This is a genomic window from Salinispora tropica CNB-440 (assembly GCF_000016425.1).
GTDB lineage: Bacteria > Actinomycetota > Actinomycetes > Mycobacteriales > Micromonosporaceae > Micromonospora > Micromonospora tropica.
Genome location: NC_009380.1, coordinates 299,260 through 316,542 on the forward strand (window position 1 = coordinate 299,260; position 17,283 = coordinate 316,542).

Genomic DNA, 17,283 nt, shown 5'->3' on the forward strand with positions numbered 1-17,283 from the left:
GAGATGACATCCGCGCTCGCCCCGTCCGGGATCGACCCCGCCACCAGCCCGGCTCGTGCCCTGGCCTGCCGCGCCTGTTCGGCCCGGTACCCGCTCATCGCCCAGCACGCCTGTTACGAGTGCTTCGGCCCGCTGGAGGTCGACCACGACCCCACCGCGCTGGCCACCGTCACCCGTGAGCAGATCGAGGCCGGCCCGCGCAACATCTGGCGGTACGCGCCATTGCTGCCCGTCGGTCAGGACCCGGCCACCCGGGTCACCCTCGACCCGGGCTTCACCCCGCTGGTCGCGGCCCCGCGGCTGGCCGCCGAGGTGGGCCTCACCGCGCCGCTCTGGGTCAAGGACGACAGCGCCAATCCGACCCACTCGTTCAAGGACCGGGTGGTGTCGGTGGCGCTGACCGCCGCCCGGTCGTTGGGCTTCACCCGGTTCGCCTGCGCCTCCACCGGAAACCTGGCCAACTCGGTCGCCGCGCACGCCGCCCGGGCCGGGGCCCCGTCGGTGGTGTTCATCCCCAGCGACCTGGAGCAGGGCAAGGTGGTCACCACCGCCGTGTACGGCGGGGACCTGGTCGCGATCGACGGGTCGTACGACGACGTGAACCGGCTCTGCGGCGAGTTGGTGGAGACCGACGAGTTCGAGGACACCGCCTTCGTCAACGTCAACGTGCGGCCCTACTACGCCGAGGGCTCGAAGACGCTCGGCTACGAGGTGGCCGAGCAGCTCGGTTGGCGGATCCCCGCCCAGGTGGTGATTCCGATGGCCTCCGGTGAGCTGCTGACGAAGGTCGACAAGGCGTTCGCCGAGTTGGTCGAGATCGGCCTGGTCGAGGCGCCGGCCGGCGGCTGGCGGGTGTTCGGGGCGCAGTCGGCGGGCTGTAGCCCGATCGCCGCTGCCCTGCACGCTGACAGTGACACCATCAACCCGGTCAAGCCGACCGGCATCGCCAAGTCGCTGAACATCGGTGACCCAGCCGCCGGCCCGTACGCCCTGGAGTCGGTCCGCCGTACCGGTGGTTGGATGGCGGCGGCGGACGACGACGAGATCCGGGCCGGGATCCGGCTGCTCGCCCGTACCGCCGGTGTCTTCGCCGAGACCGCTGGCGGGGTGACCGTGGCGGTGCTGCGAAAACTCGTCGAGTCCGGCCGGCTCGACCCGACCGCTGAGACGGTGATCTTCAATACCGGTGAGGGGCTCAAGACCCTGGACGCGGTGGCGGATCAGGCGGGCCCGAGCCATCGGATCAAGGCATCGCTGCGGGCGGCCCGGGACGCCGGTCTGATGGGCTGATCAGCCGGTTGGCGATCGATAAGGCCGTACTGCGTGAAAACTGCCCGTGCGGGCTTGACGTCCGGTTTTCTATGCCGAAAAATAGCTAATGCGGGAGGGCTCTCGCCGGAGACTTGTTCTTTCGACCCAGCGCCGGAGGCGTTGTGTGGGAGTCCCTCCCGACCAATCCTGTTCTTCCTGATCCGGGTCGTTGATAATTGAGTGGACCGGCCGCCGCCTCATGGCGCAGGCTGCGGACATGGGCATCACCATCACTCCCTTCGGCCCCGCCGACGACCAGGCAATCGATGCGGCGGTCCGGATCGAGGCGGCAGCCGCCGCCGTTGATCTGCCTGACTTTCCGCTCTTCTGCCCACAGCGGCTCATTGGCTCTGTGCGGCACCCGATGCCTGGCGACGCGCCGGTGCACCTGCTGGCCCACCTCGATGGTGAGGCCGTCGGTGTGCTCAAACTGGAGCTGCCGCAGCTGGACAACACCGAGAACGCCGCCATCGAGCTGACGGTGCATCCGGCCGCTCGGCGCCGGGGCGTCGGCCGAGCACTGTTCGACCGCGCCACCGAGCTGGCCCGGGAACACCGGCGCAAGCGGCTGACCGCGTTGACCCCGGACACGGCGCCGGCCGGTACCGCATTTGCCCAGATGCTCGGGGCGGACTCCGTGCTCGCCGACGTCCGGCGCCGGCTGGACATCGACCGGCTCGACCCCGCGGCGCTGGCCCGCCTACAGGCCGAGGCGCAGGGCCGAGCCGCCGGCTACCAGGTGGTGCTCTGGCGGGGGCACACCCCAGAGGAAGACCTGGCCGACATCGCCTACCTCGAGGGGCGACTGGTGGCCGACGCGCCGATGGGGGACCTGGCGTGGGAGCCGGAGCGGTACGACGCCGAAAGGGTCCGGGCCGCCGAGATCGCGCTGGACGCGCGCGGCCGCCGTCAATACCACACCGGGATACGCCATCAGGCCTCCGGCCGGCTCGTCGCGTGGACCGTGCTCGACGTGGCAGCCACCGTCGACTGGCACGCGCTCCAGCAGATCACCATCGTGGACCCGGAGCACCGGGGGCATCGCCTCGGCCTGCTCGCCAAGCTCGAAAACCTGCGGTACCTGCGGGACCACGAACCGGCGGTGCGGGTCATCAACACCTTCAACGCCGCCGCCAACGATCACATGATCACCATCAACGAGCAGCTCGGGTTTCGGGTCGCGGACCGCTGGACCAACTGGCAGTTGACGATCTGATCTGTGACACTGCCCTACTGATCGTACTGACATCTGTTGCATGATGGCGGACATGACGGAGACCCCGCACCCCCTGTACGACAGGCACGCCGACACCCTCGACCGGGCGCTGACCGCCATCTCGCAGCGCGGGTACTGGTCCGCCTACCCGGAGTCGCCCAGCCCGAGGGTGTACGGCGAGACCGCTGCCGGTGACGGCAAGGTGGCCTTCGAGGCGTACCTCGGTCGTGACTTTCCCCTTGACCAAGTCGGTGACGGGAGCACGGTTCGGACCGAGGCCAGCCCCTTCGGCGTCGACCTGGGAGTCGGCTACCCGCACGCGACGGCCGACCACCTCACCACCGCGGCCTCCACGGCACTGCCGTCGTGGCGAGACGCCGGCCCCCAGGCTCGGGCGGGCGTCTGTCTGGAGATCCTGGATCGGCTGCACCGCAACGTCTTCGAGCTGGCCAACGCGGTGCAGTTCACCAGTGGTCAGGCGTTCGTGATGGCCTTCCAGGCGGGTGGGGCGCACGCGTTGGACCGGGCGTTGGAGGCGCTCGCCTACGCGTACGCGGAGATGACCCGGCACCCGGGAACGGCCGGCTGGGAGAAGGCGGCGGGCAAGGGTGACCCGCTGCGGATGACCAAGACCTTCCACGTGGTGCCGCGGGGCGTCGCGCTGGTGATCGGCTGCAACACCTTCCCGACCTGGAACTCGTACCCGGGACTCTTCGCCTCGCTGGTCACCGGCAACCCGGTGATCGTCAAGCCGCATCCGCGCGCGGTGCTGCCGCTCGCGGTCACGGTGCGGTATGCCCGACAGGTGCTCGCCGAGGCCGGCTTCGACCCGAACCTGGTGCAGCTCGCCCCCGAAGCGCCGGGCGAGAAGCTCGCCTCCACGCTGGCCCAGCATCCGGCGGTGCGGATCGTCGACTTCACCGGCTCCTCCGAGTACGGCGACTGGCTGGAGGCCAACGCCCGGCAGGCGCAGGTCTACACCGAGAAGGCTGGCCTGAACGCGGTGGTCATCGACTCCACCGACGACTTCGGCGGGATGTGCCGCAACCTGGGATTCACGCTGACCCTCTATAGCGGCCAGATGTGTACCACCTCCCAGAACATCCTGATTCCCCGGGACGGCATCGAGACCGACCAGGGGCACAAGAGCTTCGCCGAGGTGGCCACCGGTATCGCGACGGCGGTCAGCAAGCTCACCGCCGATCCGGCGCGCGGCGTTGAGCTGACCGGCGCGATCGTCAACGACGGGGTGTTGGAGCGGCTGGACGAGGTGACCAAGGTCGGTGAGTCGGTGCTGGAGTCCCGTACCGTCACCCACCCGGCTTTCCCCGGCGCGGTGGTCCGCACGCCGACCATTGTCCGACTGAACGCCGACGACACCGCCACCTACACGCGGGAGTGGTTTGGCCCGATCTCGTTCGTGATCGGGACCGACTCCACCGGGCACAGCCTGGAGCTGCTGCGCGCCACGGTGGGTGAGAAGGGTGCACTGACCGCGGCGGTCTACTCGACCGATGATGCGGTGCTGGACGCGGCCGAGACGGCGGCGGTCGAGGTCGGAGTGCACCTGTCGGCGAACCTGACCGGGGGTGTCTTCGTCAACCAGTCGGCGGCCTTCTCCGACTTCCACGGCAGCGGTGCCAACGCGGCGGCCAACGCCGCGCTCACCGATGGTGCCTACGTCGCCAACCGATTCCGCATCGTGCAGAGTCGTCGCCACGTCTGAGCAGACCCAGCACCGGTGACTGCGGGGCTGGTAGGCCCGGGTCACTCCTCGTGCTCATGGCCGTGCATGACGGGCACTTCCAGGCGGGCGACTCCTTCGAGGCGTTGCCCGCCTGGTGCCAGGCCGGCCTCAGATCGAAGACGAGCTAGGGCTTCCGGGCGACACCGGCCCAGTAGTAGGCGGCGTGCGGGTCGGTGGGCTCGCCGTCGTCGGGCTGCCAGGCCGCCACCGGGACGATTCCCGGCTCCACCAGCTCCCAACCCTCGAAGAACCGGGCCACCTCGTCGCGACTGCGGGGGACGAGGGTCATGCCACTGTCAACCGCAGCAGCGACGGCCGTCTTGACGGCCTCCGGGTTGAAGTCGCCGGTCGGATGGGTGATCGCCACATAGCTGCCGGACGGCAGGGCGTCCATCAGTACGCGAATCGTGCCCCACGGGTCGTCGCTGTCCTCGAGCAGCATCAGGGTCGCGATTATCGTCAGCGCGACCGGCTGGTCAAGATCAAGCACTTCGCGCAGCTTTCGGTGGTTGACAACCAACTCCGGCTCACGCAGGTCGGCGTGGATGTACTCGCTACGCCCCTGCTCGGTGCTGATCATCAGGGCCCGGGCGTGGGCCAGTACGATGGGGTCGTTGTCGACATAGACCACTCGGGTCGCGGGGGCGATCTGCTGGGCTACCTCGTGCAGATTCGGGCTGGTGGGGATGCCCGTGCCGACGTCGATGAACTGCCGCACGCCAGCCTGTCCCACCAGGTAACGAGCCACGCGGTGGACGAATCGACGGTTCTCGGCGGCCATTGACCGGAGTGTTGGTATCGCCGATATCAGGGCCTCGGCGACGGCCCGGTCAGCGGCGAAGTTGTCCTTGCCCCCGAGCCAGTAGTCGTAGATCCGCGCGGAATGTGGCACACCGTTATCTATTGTGGATGACTCGGTCCGCTGCTGATCTTCCGTGGCCGGGTTGCTGTTGGGCACGGTCACCTCCTACTAAGGACGCTCGTGGAGCGGGCGGCACTCAGCCTAGCCGGATTCAACGCCAGCTGTATTCCCGGACGTCAGTGCGGCTGCGATCCGGGGGCACCGGGCGCGTCCCCGTCGAGTGCCGGTCGGTGTTCCCCTGTCGTTCAGGCCGGGCGGCGCATCTGCAACTCGGTGAGGGTCGGGATCGTGGGGTGCGGAAGGCGGAGGCCGGTGTCGAGGAAACCCAACCGACGGTACGCCCGGTACGCCCCCTCGTTGCCGACCACGACCTCCAGCATCAGCTCCGGACGACCGCAGGCGCGGGACCAGCCGGCCACGGCATCGATCAGGTCCGGGAGCAGGCCGCTGCCCCGCCAGGACGGGGTTATGTACACGGCGTGGACGACGGTGAGCCCCGGTTCGTCCGGAGCCGCCGTGCCCCCGGCATGTCCGACCAACCGGCCGCCCGGATCGGCGACGAACTGTGCGGTGGCGCTGCCCGCCGAGGTGTACGCGATGCGCGCCGCGTAGTCGGCGTGGGGGCGTGCTGCCGCGTCGGCGACCGTCTCCAGGAAGGCCAGCGGTGCGTCGGCGAGCATCTCCAGCCGCAGCGCCCGCATTCGGGCGGCGTCGGCTGGCTGGATCCGGCGGACCCGTGCCCGCCGTGTCGATACCGGCCCCGGGTCAGGCTCGCCGGGCCCGCTCGTCATGTCGTTTATTTATCACAGCGATGTCGGACGATGTTATCCGCTCAGTGTATGTCCGATTTGTGATCGTGCGCCGTCGTCACGCCTCGTGTAGCGTGCGATTTCGGTCACCGGTTCAGCGGCTGTCGCCGATCGTCGAACCGGTGCCGCCCACCGGTCGGCGTGCCGGCTCGGCCGGGGTGAGTGGAATCGCGCAGAGTTAGGAAGTGCACCGTGGCACAGGGCACCGTGAAGTGGTTCAACGCTGAGAAGGGCTACGGCTTCATCGCCGTTGACGGAGGGCAGGACGTGTTCGTCCATTTCTCCGCTATCGAGATGGATGGCTACAAGGCGCTGGACGACGGCCAGCGGGTGGAGTTCGAGATCGCCCAGGGCCAGAAGGGCCCGCAGGCCGAACGGGTGCGCGTCGTCGCCTGAGCGACCGGCGCTGCCTCGGGGGCGACCGGCGTAACGGTCGTCCCCAAAAATTGTCTCCACCGGGTGCCCATGTCCTTCCCGCCGCCATGCGCCCGGCCAACCGTCTCCGGCTGACGCCGGGCCGGACGACCGCTCCCGCCGTGCGGCCGCGCCATTGCCCCAGCGGCCCGGCGCTGCACTGTCAACTCCCGAGCCCTACCTGATGTGGCAGGTAGGGCTCGTTGCCGTGGCTGCCGCACGGGTGGCGTACGAGGGCTGGTGAACGTCGCTCGGCGGGCGGTGGAACTCGACTACCCCTGGGCGATCGTGCTTGCACTCGGCAAGGGGGAGTGCTAAACAGGTCTTGGCACTCGCATACCGTGAGTGCCAATGGTCGGGGCGGGAGGGCCACGGTTGCAGCGGCGTCGCAAGGCGCGGGTGCGGCAGATGGCCGGTCGTCGCGGGCTATCCGGCCCGGCCGACGGACGTCGCCGTCGCCAGGTGGCGATGTCTGAAGGTGCGTAACCAGGCGGCCCATCCGGGAGACACCCTCTCGGGTGGCCCGTGAGTGTCCAGGAGGACAACGCCGTATGGCCAAGATGATCGCGTTCGACGAGGAAGCTCGCCGCGGCCTCGAGCGGGGCATGAACCAGCTCGCTGACGCCGTGAAGGTGACCCTCGGCCCCAAGGGCCGCAACGTCGTGCTCGAGAAGAAGTGGGGCGCTCCCACCATCACCAACGATGGTGTGAGCATCGCCAAGGAGATCGAGCTCGAGGACCCGTACGAGAAGATCGGCGCTGAGCTGGTCAAGGAGGTCGCCAAGAAGACCGACGACGTCGCCGGTGACGGCACGACGACGGCGACCGTCCTGGCCCAGGCCATGGTCCGTGAGGGCCTGCGTAACGTGGCCGCCGGCGCCAACCCGATGGCCCTGAAGCGGGGCATCGAGACCGCGGTCGCCAGCGTCTCGGAGGAGCTGCTGAAGCTCGCCAAGGACGTCGAGACCAAGGAGCAGATCGCCTCCACCGCCTCCATCTCCGCCGGAGACCCGAGCGTCGGCGAGATCATCGCCGAGGCGATGGACAAGGTCGGCAAGGAAGGCGTCATCACCGTCGAGGAGAGCAACACCTTCGGCCTGGAGCTTGAGCTCACCGAGGGTATGCGCTTCGACAAGGGCTACATCTCCGCGTACTTCATGACCGACCCGGAGCGGATGGAGGCCGTCTTTGACGACCCCTACATCCTGATCGTCAACAGCAAGATCTCCTCGGTCAAGGACCTGCTCCCGATCCTGGAGAAGATCATGCAGTCGGGCAAGCCGCTGCTGATCATCGCCGAGGACATCGAGGGCGAGGCGCTGGCGACCCTGGTCGTCAACAAGGTGCGGGGCACCTTCAAGTCCGTCGCCGTCAAGGCTCCGGGCTTCGGTGACCGCCGCAAGGCCATGCTCGGTGACATCGCCATCCTCACCGGTGGTCAGGTCATCAGCGAGGAGGTCGGCCTCAAGCTGGACGCCGTCAGCCTCGACATGGTGGGCCGTGCCCGCAAGGTCGTGGTGACCAAGGACGAGACCACGATCGTTGACGGTGCCGGTGACGCCGAGCAGATCCAGGGCCGGGTCAACCAGATCCGGGCCGAGATCGACAAGAGCGACTCCGACTACGACCGGGAGAAGCTGCAGGAGCGGCTGGCCAAGCTGGCCGGTGGCGTTGCGGTGATCAAGGTCGGCGCGGCCACCGAGGTCGAGCTTAAGGAGCGCAAGCACCGCATCGAGGACGCCGTCCGCAACGCGAAGGCGGCCGTCGAGGAGGGCATCGTCCCGGGTGGTGGCGTCGCGCTGGTTCAGGCCGGCAAGACCGCCTTCGACAAGCTCGACCTGACCGGTGACGAGGCGACCGGCGCCCAGATCGTCAAGATCGCGCTGGACGGCCCGCTGCGGCAGATCGCCGTCAACGCCGGCCTTGAGGGTGGCGTGGTCGTCGAGCACGTCCGTGGCATCGAGGCCGGTCACGGCCTGAACGCCGCGACCGGTGGCTACGTGGACCTGATGGCCGCGGGCATCATCGACCCGGCCAAGGTGACCCGTTCGGCGCTGCAGAACGCATCGTCGATCGCGGCGCTCTTCCTCACCACCGAGGCCGTCGTGGCGGACAAGCCGGAGAAGACCCCGGCTGCCCCGGCTGGCCCGGGCGGCGGGGAAATGGACTTCTGAGTCCAGTTTCGCGAGACCGGAGGGGCGGGCCGTTCAGCGGCCCGCCCCTTTGCGCGTCTACGTTGGCAGCGGCCGTTGGTTGCGTCGCTTCTGCGTCTGGTCATACGGCTGGGGTGCCTGGACTGGCTCGTCCACGACCGTCACCGGTTCGTCGGCGGGCGGTTCGTCGGTGCCGTCCATCTCCGCCCGCTGCTCGGCGTCGCCGAAGTCGAGGCGGTCGAAGGGCAACGGCGGCCCGGGCTGTTCGTCGTCCGTCGTCATGTGGGCCTCCTCCACCGAAACGGTAGGGGGCGGTGCGGCCCAATGCGGGCGAATGACGCTATCGGGTGATCTATCCTATTCGCCCGTTATTGATCTCGGAGACTCCGTCGGTATCCGAAGAAGACCCGCTCGATCCAGGCGCCCGCGCTGCCCGAGTAGAACCGAACCGGCCCCACCCAGCCGATCTGTGCCCGCGTGATCCCCGCGGCGCGCTGGTCGGCGAGGCAGCGCCGCAGCAGCACCCCACCGATCCCGGACCCCGCTGCGGCCGGCGCGGTGCCCATCGGGCCGAACCAACCCGGCCGGGACGAACCCCAGGCGGCGAAGCCGAGGACGTTGCCGTCGCGTTCGGCGAGATGGCAGCCGGCCCGGTCCCGGCCGATCGACTCGGCCACCTCCACGGCCCAGGTGCCGTCGAAGATCCCCGACGCGAAGGCCGTCAGCACCGGCAGATCCGCCGGCTCCGCCCGCCGTACCGTCACACCCTGATCGGCCAGCCGCTGCTCTGCCGGCACGGTCGTCCGTAGCGCTGGGCTCTCGTCACTGGAGAGGTCAGCGGTCATGTTCCAGGCCGTGCTGTCCCGGGCGTACCCGAGCGCCTCCGCCGCGCAGATCGCCGGTGTGTAGCGCACGTCGATGCCGGGCCAGGCATAGTACGGCGGGTTGCCGGCCAGCAGCACCTCTTGTGCCCCGAGCCCGGCGAGCCGTTGCTCGGCGCGCGATACCAGCGCTCGCGCCACGCCCTGCCGCCGGTGCGCCGGCTCCACCGCGACCAGGTCCACGTGCGCGGCCGGGCTGCTCGGCGCCGAGACCGAGCCGAGCAGGACGCCGATGAGCCGGTCGTCCCGGTACGCGCCCAGTGGAACGACCGGGCGACTCGCGACCGCCCGGGGCCAGAGCGTTTCCACGATGGCCGCCGCCTCGGTGGCGTCGTCCGGCAGATCCAGGGAGCGGCCGCACAGTTCGATCACGGTGGGCAGCTGCTCCGGCGTCAGCTCGGTGATCTTCAGGTCCATGGACGCTGACCCTAGGTCACGAGAGCACTGTTGTTAAGAAGGTTCCCTACTGTCGCGCATGAGCGCCACGTCCGCCTACCGGGGCAACCTGCTCGCCCTCGCCGTGGCCCGCCCGCTGAACCTTGGCCTGCGCGCGTCGTTCAGCCCTGGGCGGCGCGGACGGCGGCGTACGCGTCCACCAGGCCGGCACCCGCGACATGCGCCTCGTCGCCACAGCGGTCGCCGCTGACCCGCACTGCGGTGGCGGTCTCGGTCAGGATCTGTCGCGTCCGAGGTAGATCCCCGATCAACGCCGGATTTGCCGCCCACATCAGCGCCGCCACCCCGGCCACCTGAGGAGTCGCCATCGACGTGCCGCTGAACACGCCATATCCGCCACCCGGCAACGCGCTGAGCACATCGCCGCCGGGGGCGACCAGGTCCGGCTTGGCGCCGTCGCCGGGCACCGGACCCCGTGCGGAGAAGTCGGTAACCCGTCGCTGCCGGTCGACCGCGCCGACGGTCAGGACCTCCGGATCGGCGGTCGGGGAATCCTCGATCGAGCGGCAGCGTGGCCCGGAGTTGCCAGCGGCGAACACGACCAGGATCCCCGCGGCTGCCAGCGCGGCAACGGCCGGCTGGAGCGCCCCGAGATCACAGCCCTCCAGCGGGGGGCAGCTCCACGAGTTGGTGATGATCTCCGGCGCGCGCTGTGGACGACCGTCGTGGAACGGATCCCCGCCGCTCGGGAAGGGCGCCAGCATGAACTGGAGGCAGTCCAGATAGAGCGCGGGGTTGCCGAGGTTGCGGTCCAGGTTGACGCAGCCGGTCCAGGTGGCCCCGGGGGCGACCCCGACCCCGTCGCGACCGACCGCGCTACCGAGCGTGTGGGTGCCGTGCCCGTTCCGGTCCCGCGGGGCCGAGGTGGCGTTCCAGGGGTCGAACCACGAGTCGTCCCCGCCGCGGAAGCCGGCTCCCAACGCCGGGTGGTTGCCATCCACCCCCGAGTCGGAGCTGCCCACGGTCACCCCGGTACCGGTGATTCCCAGCTCCGACCAGACCCGGTCGGCGCGGATCAGCCGGATGTTCCACTCCGCGCCCCGCGGTGGTGGGGCGTCCCCCGGTACGACGGGGGCGGGCGCGGGCAGTGGGCGGACCCGCTGGTTGACCAGCACCCGATCCACCTCGGGACGGCCCGCCAGCCAGGCCCGTACCAGCGGCCCGCCGTCGACCTCGATCGCGTTGACCAGGTAGTAGGGCGTGTGGTCCAGCCGGAACCGGCGCAGCTCGCGACGCAGGCCGGCCTGCGTCCGCTCGGCGGTCTCCACCAGCCGCCGGTAGACCTCGGCGGCCCGGCGGTCGCGACCGGCCCGGCCGGTGGCGGCGGGCACGCCGCTCAGGTCAGCCTGCTCCCGGAGCACCACGAGGAGCCGTTCACCGTGCAGCCCAGGTTGCCCCGCCCCGACAGCTACCGCCGCGGTCGTCACCAGCAGGGTGGCCGCCACCATCCCGGCCACCGTCCGACTGGGCCGGGCGGCGGGACGTCGGACGAGCGTCACCCCGTAGCCGATGGCGAGGAGGACCGCGATCGTGAAGCCGACACCAGCGGCGACCGCCACCCAGAAGGGCACGTCCCGGGGGTCGGCCAGCACCAGGCTGACCTCCTCCGGGTCGGTCCAGGCGAGCGGGCCGAAGACGTTCAGCCCGACCAGCCCGGCGGCGGCGGCCCCGACGCCGGTCGCCGTCCGCCGGGCGGCGACGGCCAAGGCCGCCAGCGCGAACCCGGCCGGCGGCAGTGTCAACAGCAGCGGTAGCTGGGCACCGGACTGCCCGACTCCCGCCCCGAGCAGCAGCAGAACGACGCCGGCGACCAGGCCGCCCACCAGCACCAGTCGGACTGGTCGGGGTGGAGTGTCGGCGGTGCGGTGGGGCCAGAACGCAGCAGGCAGGAGCGCGGCTGCCAGCCCGCCGACGGCCGTGGCGGCGAGTACGGCGAGCAGCGTCTCCAGCAGCCCACCGAGCGCGCCGACCCAGACCCACGGCAGCAGCAGGGCCAGCCCGCCCGCGAGCCCGAGCAGCGTCACCGAGGCGGGGCGTGGGGCGCGCCGCCGGTGCCGGTCCGACTCGCCTTCCGGGCCAGTCGGCGCGATCCGGTGGGCGACAAGCCGGTGGATGAGCAGCGTGGCCAGCCCGGCCGTACCGGCGAGGGTTGCCAGATATGCCTCATGCTGCACCGGCGGCAGCGCCCGCGGCAGGCTCAGCGCGCCGAACACCAGCAGACCCACCAGCCAGAGCTGGCCGACGGCGCGGACCACGCGGGAGCGGGGCAGCAGGGCGAGCAGCAGGGTGGGGAGTCCGGCCAGGGTCACCACCGCGACGGTGGTCACCGGCCAGAGCCAGACCAGCCGGTCCACGCCGATCACGAGTAGGAGCTGGTCGGTCAACCAGCCGCCGAGCTGGGTGATCACGGTGAGGCCGACGATCCACAGGCCGACGAAGACGGCGGCGACCACCGGCGCGGGGCTGGCCCGCGGTGGGTTGGCCGGGCTCGGGAGGGGGTGGGCTCGCCAGGGTCCGGGCTGCACCGGCACACCGTACGTCGTCGTCGGACCCGCCGCAGTATGTCGTCGGATTCATCGTCGGTCGGCGCGGGGACGGAGTGTTCCGGCTTTCGCGGATGTTCTGACCGGGACGGGGAGGGCTACCGTGGAGGTGTGCGTGACCCGAATGTGTCCCGAGCGACGGCCAGCCAACTCTCCCCGCAACGGCGCGCCGCCGACCTGCGCAGCCTGGCGGTTGAGCACTTCGACGTCCTGATCATTGGCGGCGGGGTCACCGGCGCTGGCGCCGCCCTGGACGCCGCCTCGCGTGGCCTGAAGGTCGCCCTCGTCGAAGCGCGCGACTACGCGGCCGGCACGTCCAGCCGGTCCAGCAAACTGATCCACGGTGGCCTGCGTTACCTCGAACAGCTCGAGTTCGGCCTGGTCCACGAGGCGCTCACCGAGCGGGGCCTGCTGGCCACCCGGCTCGCGCCGCACCTGGTCCGCCCGGTGCCGTTTCTGGTGCCGCTGCTCGGCGGCGGGCTTCGGGACCTGCCGGCCCGGACGCTGCGCCGCTCCTACTACGGCGCAGGCGTGGCGGCGTACGACGCGTTCGCCGGTGTCTTCGGCGGCGGCCGGGGAATGCCGCTACACCGGCACCTGACCCGAGAGGGAGCCCGCCGGACCTTCCCGAGCCTGAAGGCGGAGGGGCTGGCCGGCGCGATCCGCTACTACGACGGCCAGGTCGACGACGCGCGGCTGGTGGTCACCCTCGCCCGGACCGCGGCCAGCCTCGGCGCGACCGTGGTCACCAGCGCCCGCGCCGTCGGTCTGATCCGGCAGGCCCGCGAGGTGACCGGGGTTCGGGTTCGGGATCTGGAGGCGCCGGCCGACTCCCCGGGTGCCGAGTTCGAGGTGCGTGCCCGTACGGTGATCGCGGCGACCGGGGTGTGGAGCGACGACATGTCCCGGATGCTCGACGACGTCGGGCTGCGCCCCCGGGTTCGGGTCCGGGCCTCGAAAGGCGTGCACCTGGTGGTGCCCCGATCGGCGATCACCGGCGAGACCGGGCTGATCCTGCGGACCGCCACGAGCGTGCTCTTCGTCATCCCCTGGGGTGGGCACTGGATCGTCGGTACGACCGACACCGACTGGCGGCTCGACCGCTCCCACCCCGCCGCCTCCGCCCGGGACATCGAGTACCTGCTGGCACAGGTCAACACCGTCCTGGACCGGCCGCTGACCACCGCCGACATCGAGGGGGTGTACGCCGGTCTGCGACCGCTGCTGGCCGGCGAGGCGGACTCCACCTCCAAGCTGTCTCGGGAACACGCGGTCATTGAGCCGATGCTCGGGCTGCTGCTGGTCGCCGGGGGCAAGTACACGACGTATCGGGTGATGGCCGCGGACGTGGTCGACCGGGCGGCGTACCGGCTCGGCGCGGCACGTCGGTCGCGTACGGCCGACCTGCCGTTGCTCGGGGCCGACGGATACGCGGCGATGTGGCGGGACCGGGCAGACCTGGCCCGCCGGCACGGGGTGCCGGTCGGCGTGGTCGAGCACCTGCTGGAGCGGTACGGCAGCCTCACCCTGGAGCTGTTGGCCCTGATCGACGCCGACCCGTTGCTCGGCTCGCCGTTGGCCGGCGCGCCGGAGTACCTGGCCGCCGAGGTGACCTACGCGACCCGGGCCGAGGGGGCGCTGCACCTGGAGGATGTGCTGGACCGGCGGACCCGGATCTCCATCGAGACCGCGCACCGTGGCCTGGAGTCCGCCGAGCACACGGCGGAGCTGATGGGCGCGGTGCTGGGCTGGGACGCTGACGCACGGGCACGGGAAGTAGCACACTACCGGGCGCGGGTGGCGGCGGAGCGAAACTCACAGCTGATGCCGGACGACGCGACGGCCGACACGGCCCGGCTCGGTGCCCCCGATGTCCGTGGCTTCGCCGCCGACCGGGGGGAGGACGACTCGGTGGAGAGCGCTGCCCCCTCCCCGTGACCACGGCACCCGGGGTGCCTCCCGCAACGCCGGCGAAAGCGGCGGCCACCCCGCCGCTTCGGCTGGATCAGCCACCCGCCGCTTCGGCTGGGTCAGAGCACCTTGCCCGGGTTGAACAGGCCCGTCGGGTCCAGCGCAGCCTTGATCGCCTGGTGCACCCGGATCCCGACCGGGCCGACCTCCTCGGCCAGCCACTCGCGCTTGAGCAGGCCGACTCCGTGCTCGCCGGTGCAGGTGCCACCCAGCTCGAGCCCCAGCCGCATGATCTCGTCGAACGCGCGTCGCCCCCGGTCGAGGCTCGCCGGGTCCGCCCGGTCGACCACGATGTTCGGGTGCAGGTTGCCGTCCCCGGCGTGCCCCACCACACCGATCGGTACGTCGCACTCGGCCGCGATCCGCGCCACCCCGTCGAGCATGGCGGCCAGCGACCCGCGTGGCACCGCGACGTCGTCGATGACCAGTCCGCCGTTGCCGTCCGGATACGTGTCGGCGGCGAACCGCTCCATCGCCGGGTGCGCCAGTCGTCGCGCCTGTAGCAGCGCCGCCGCCTCGGCCGCGTCGGTGGCCGCGTACACCTCGTCGGCGCCGGCCGCCGTGCAGACCGCCGCGAGTGCGGCCAGGTCATCGGCGGCGTGCGCGCCGGTGTCCACGGCGGCCAGCAGCAGCGCGGCCGCATCCCGGCGCAGGCCCATCGGCTGGTACGCCTCGATGGCGCGCAGGTGCGTCTGGTCGAGCAGTTCCAGCAGGCTGGGGGAGAGGCCCTGGGCGGCGATCTCCGCCACCGCGGCCCCGGCGGCGCTGGTGCCCGGGAAGACCGCCACCATGGTCAGCGACTCCGCCGGAGCGGGACGCAGCGCGACGGTCACCTCGGTGAGCACGCCGAGGGTGCCCTCGGAGCCGACGAAGAGGCGGGTCAGGTCGTACCCGGCCACCCCCTTCACGGTACGCCGTCCGGTGCGCAGCACCTCGCCGGAGGCGAGCACGACCTCGAGGCCGAGCACGTACTCGGTGGTCACGCCGTACTTCACGCAGCACATGCCACCGGCGTTGGTGGCGACGTTCCCGCCGATGGTGGATGACTCCCAGGAAACGGGGTCCGGCGGGTACCACAGCCCGTGCTCGGCGACCGCGGCGCCGAGGGCCGCGTTGACCACTCCGGGTTGCACCACCGCGATTCGGCTGACCGGATCGATCTCCAGGATGGTGGTCAGGGCCGACGTGCTGATCACCACGGCGCCATCCACCGCGTTCGCCGCGCCCGCCAGCCCGGTCCGTGCGCCCTGCGGCACCACCGGCGCCCCGTGCCGCGCTGCGGCGCGTACCACCGCCGCCACCTGTGCGGTGTCCCTGGGGCGGGTGACCACGAGTGGCGTGCCGGCGGCGCAGAGATCTGCCTCGTCTCGCTGGTGCGCCCGGAGCAGATCCGGGTCGGTCAACACGGCGTCGTCACCGAGCGCGGCACGCAGCTCGTCGAGGAGGGGACCCATGAGCCGAGGCTACGACCCGTGCTGCCCGACCCCAAATCCGCCCTTGCGCCTGCCCGCTGCGGCCGGTCGGCTCTGCCCGCCCCGTGTCATGTCCGCCTCACCACGCCCCGCCGTTCGTCCGTTCTGCTCCGGGCGCGCGACACAGAACTGACGCGGAGAGGGTTCGGCAGGGAGTGGTGTGGGTAGTACCCGCGTGGCCCGGGATGAGCGACCTTCGCTGGTACAGCGACTCGGTCGCGGGAGGCGGTGGTATGGACATCGACGGCGCCCGGATCGCGGCGACGGTGCAGCGGCTGCGCCATCGTGGTCACGCGACTCTCCAGGACCGTTTGCACCGGGTCCGCGCGACGTTGGTGCTCTCCGTCCAGGCCGGACTCGCCGCCGGCATCTCCTGGCTGGTGGCGCATGAGCTGCTGGGCAGCCCCCAGCCCGTCTTCGCGCCGATCTCGGCGGTCGGTACCCTCGCGGTCTCGGTCGGCCAGCGCTTCCGCCGGACCGTGGAGCTGATCGTCGGGGTGGCGGTCGGCGTGGCGGTCGGCGACCTTTTGATCTTTTTGCTGGGCACCGGGCCGTGGCAGCTCTCTCTCGTGGTGACCTCGGCGATTCTGCTGACCGTCTTTGCCGGCGGGAGCGTCGCGATCCTGATTCAGGCGGCGGCGACGGCTGTCCTGATCGTCACGCTCAGCCCGGCCGGGCACAACCTGGAGATACCGCGATTCCTCGACGCGTTGATCGGCGGTAGCGCCGCGCTACTGGTGACCGCGCTGCTGTTACCGCTGAACCCGGTACGGGTGCTCAACCGGGCCGCTCGTCCGGCGTTGGATCTGCTCGCCGACCAGCTCGACGAGGCCGCCGACGGGCTGCGAGAACGGGAACGGGACAAGGTGCAACACTCGCTGGAGCAGCTCCGCGATCACAAGGAGGAAGTGGCGTCGTTCGACGAGGCGATCCAGGGCGCCAAGGAAACCGCCACGCTGTCTCCCGCGCGTTGGCACCGCCGGAACGAGCTGACCCACTACGCGGAGGCGGCCGATCCGATCGAACGGGCGATTCGAAACGCCAGCACACTAATCCGGCGTGCCATCACCCTGATCGAGGACGCGGAGCCGATCCCCGAGCCGATGCCGGCCTCGATGGGCCACCTCGCCGAGTCGGTACGGTTGCTGCGGCACGAGTTCGCCGTCGGCGAGGAGCCGGAGCGGGCCCGCGAGCGGTCGCTGCGCGCGGTCAGCGAGGCCGCGCAGGCGTACACCGAGGGCGTGGGCTTCTCCGGCAGCGTGGTGGTCGCCCAGGTGCGTACCATCGCCAGCGACCTGCTGGTCGCCTCAGGTGTCTCCCAGGAGGAGGCGAACCGCCTGGTCCGCGAGGCCTTCGGCGACCTGAAGCAGAAGAAGCACGTGGAATCGGAGCAGCCCGAACGGAAGTCGGAGCCCCCGTCCAACGGTGGCTGAACCGGCCGCCGTCGT

The 17,283-nt window shown here is 70.9% G+C and carries 13 protein-coding genes; 7 read left to right on the forward strand and 6 right to left on the reverse strand.

The window, feature by feature from the left end:
- The first annotated feature begins 3 nt into the window (after positions 1 to 3).
- The 3 genes from thrC to paaN all read left to right on the forward strand — a co-directional run bounded on the left by thrC (position 4) and on the right by paaN (position 4,253).
- A complete protein-coding gene (gene thrC / locus STROP_RS01340; RefSeq protein WP_011904184.1) occupies positions 4 to 1,290 on the forward strand; it encodes a threonine synthase in 1,287 nt (428 codons plus the stop codon).
- Positions 1,291 to 1,528: 238 nt separating this feature from the next.
- On the forward strand, positions 1,529 to 2,527 hold the full coding sequence (locus STROP_RS01345; protein WP_026275323.1) for a GNAT family N-acetyltransferase: 999 nt from the start codon (positions 1,529 to 1,531) through the stop codon (positions 2,525 to 2,527).
- Between the two features lie 52 nt (positions 2,528 to 2,579).
- Positions 2,580 to 4,253 (forward strand): phenylacetic acid degradation protein PaaN, encoded by a 1,674-nt coding sequence (gene paaN, locus STROP_RS01350; RefSeq protein WP_026275324.1) that lies wholly within the window; start codon positions 2,580 to 2,582, stop codon positions 4,251 to 4,253.
- A 145-nt stretch (positions 4,254 to 4,398) separates the two neighbouring features.
- Here paaN and STROP_RS01355 read toward each other — a convergent pair whose 3' ends face one another.
- Both STROP_RS01355 and STROP_RS01360 read right to left on the reverse strand, forming a co-directional pair.
- Positions 4,399 to 5,238 (reverse strand): SAM-dependent methyltransferase, encoded by an 840-nt coding sequence (locus STROP_RS01355; protein WP_011904187.1) that lies wholly within the window; start codon positions 5,236 to 5,238, stop codon positions 4,399 to 4,401.
- A gap of 143 nt (positions 5,239 to 5,381) precedes the next feature.
- Positions 5,382 to 5,927 carry a GNAT family N-acetyltransferase gene (locus STROP_RS01360; RefSeq protein ID WP_011904188.1) on the reverse strand — a complete coding sequence of 182 codons (546 nt, stop codon included), beginning with the start codon at positions 5,925 to 5,927 and terminating at the stop codon, positions 5,382 to 5,384.
- A 210-nt stretch (positions 5,928 to 6,137) separates the two neighbouring features.
- Here STROP_RS01360 and STROP_RS01365 point away from each other — a divergent pair, with 210 nt between their 5' ends.
- Positions 6,138 to 6,341, forward strand: coding sequence for a cold-shock protein (locus STROP_RS01365; protein ID WP_007073263.1), 204 nt, complete (start codon positions 6,138 to 6,140; stop codon positions 6,339 to 6,341).
- Between the two features lie 569 nt (positions 6,342 to 6,910).
- Positions 6,911 to 8,533 (forward strand): chaperonin GroEL, encoded by a 1,623-nt coding sequence (gene groL / locus STROP_RS01370; protein WP_011904189.1) that lies wholly within the window; start codon positions 6,911 to 6,913, stop codon positions 8,531 to 8,533.
- A gap of 57 nt (positions 8,534 to 8,590) precedes the next feature.
- Here the strand turns inward: groL and STROP_RS01375 are convergent, their stop codons facing one another.
- The 3 genes from STROP_RS01375 to STROP_RS01385 form a co-directional block, all read right to left on the reverse strand.
- Positions 8,591 to 8,794, reverse strand: coding sequence for a hypothetical protein (locus tag STROP_RS01375; RefSeq protein WP_018831243.1), 204 nt, complete (start codon positions 8,792 to 8,794; stop codon positions 8,591 to 8,593).
- 86 nt (positions 8,795 to 8,880) lie between these two features.
- On the reverse strand, positions 8,881 to 9,810 hold the full coding sequence (locus tag STROP_RS01380) for a GNAT family N-acetyltransferase (RefSeq protein WP_011904190.1): 930 nt from the start codon (positions 9,808 to 9,810) through the stop codon (positions 8,881 to 8,883).
- Between the two features lie 140 nt (positions 9,811 to 9,950).
- Positions 9,951 to 12,380, reverse strand: coding sequence for a S8 family serine peptidase (locus STROP_RS01385; RefSeq protein WP_028564461.1), 2,430 nt, complete (start codon positions 12,378 to 12,380; stop codon positions 9,951 to 9,953).
- Positions 12,381 to 12,518: 138 nt separating this feature from the next.
- Between STROP_RS01385 and STROP_RS01390 the strand changes: the two genes are divergently transcribed.
- The gene (locus STROP_RS01390; protein WP_026275326.1) at positions 12,519 to 14,330 is read left to right on the forward strand and encodes a glycerol-3-phosphate dehydrogenase/oxidase; all 1,812 of its coding nucleotides are present in this window, start codon (positions 12,519 to 12,521) and stop codon (positions 14,328 to 14,330) included.
- Between the two features lie 92 nt (positions 14,331 to 14,422).
- Here STROP_RS01390 and STROP_RS01395 read toward each other — a convergent pair whose 3' ends face one another.
- Positions 14,423 to 15,817 carry an FAD-binding oxidoreductase gene (locus STROP_RS01395; protein WP_011904193.1) on the reverse strand — a complete coding sequence of 465 codons (1,395 nt, stop codon included), beginning with the start codon at positions 15,815 to 15,817 and terminating at the stop codon, positions 14,423 to 14,425.
- A gap of 251 nt (positions 15,818 to 16,068) precedes the next feature.
- Between STROP_RS01395 and STROP_RS01400 the strand changes: the two genes are divergently transcribed.
- On the forward strand, positions 16,069 to 17,268 hold the full coding sequence (locus tag STROP_RS01400; protein WP_011904194.1) for an FUSC family protein: 1,200 nt from the start codon (positions 16,069 to 16,071) through the stop codon (positions 17,266 to 17,268).
- Positions 17,269 to 17,283: the final 15 nt, after the last annotated feature.

What these genes read in the sequence shown, in the direction of transcription:
- paaN (WP_026275324.1), top strand. Translation starts at nt 2,580, where the DNA reads ATGACGGAGACCCCGCACCCCCTGTACGACAGGCACGCCGACACCCTC.
- STROP_RS01360 (WP_011904188.1), bottom strand. Translation starts at nt 5,927, where the DNA reads ATGACGAGCGGGCCCGGCGAGCCTGACCCGGGGCCGGTATCGACACGG.
- STROP_RS01345 (WP_026275323.1), top strand. Translation starts at nt 1,529, where the DNA reads ATGGGCATCACCATCACTCCCTTCGGCCCCGCCGACGACCAGGCAATC.
- STROP_RS01375 (WP_018831243.1), bottom strand. Translation starts at nt 8,794, where the DNA reads ATGACGACGGACGACGAACAGCCCGGGCCGCCGTTGCCCTTCGACCGC.
- groL (WP_011904189.1), top strand. Translation starts at nt 6,911, where the DNA reads ATGGCCAAGATGATCGCGTTCGACGAGGAAGCTCGCCGCGGCCTCGAG.
- thrC (WP_011904184.1), top strand. Translation starts at nt 4, where the DNA reads ATGACATCCGCGCTCGCCCCGTCCGGGATCGACCCCGCCACCAGCCCG.
- STROP_RS01400 (WP_011904194.1), top strand. Translation starts at nt 16,069, where the DNA reads ATGGACATCGACGGCGCCCGGATCGCGGCGACGGTGCAGCGGCTGCGC.
- STROP_RS01395 (WP_011904193.1), bottom strand. Translation starts at nt 15,817, where the DNA reads ATGGGTCCCCTCCTCGACGAGCTGCGTGCCGCGCTCGGTGACGACGCC.
- STROP_RS01380 (WP_011904190.1), bottom strand. Translation starts at nt 9,810, where the DNA reads ATGGACCTGAAGATCACCGAGCTGACGCCGGAGCAGCTGCCCACCGTG.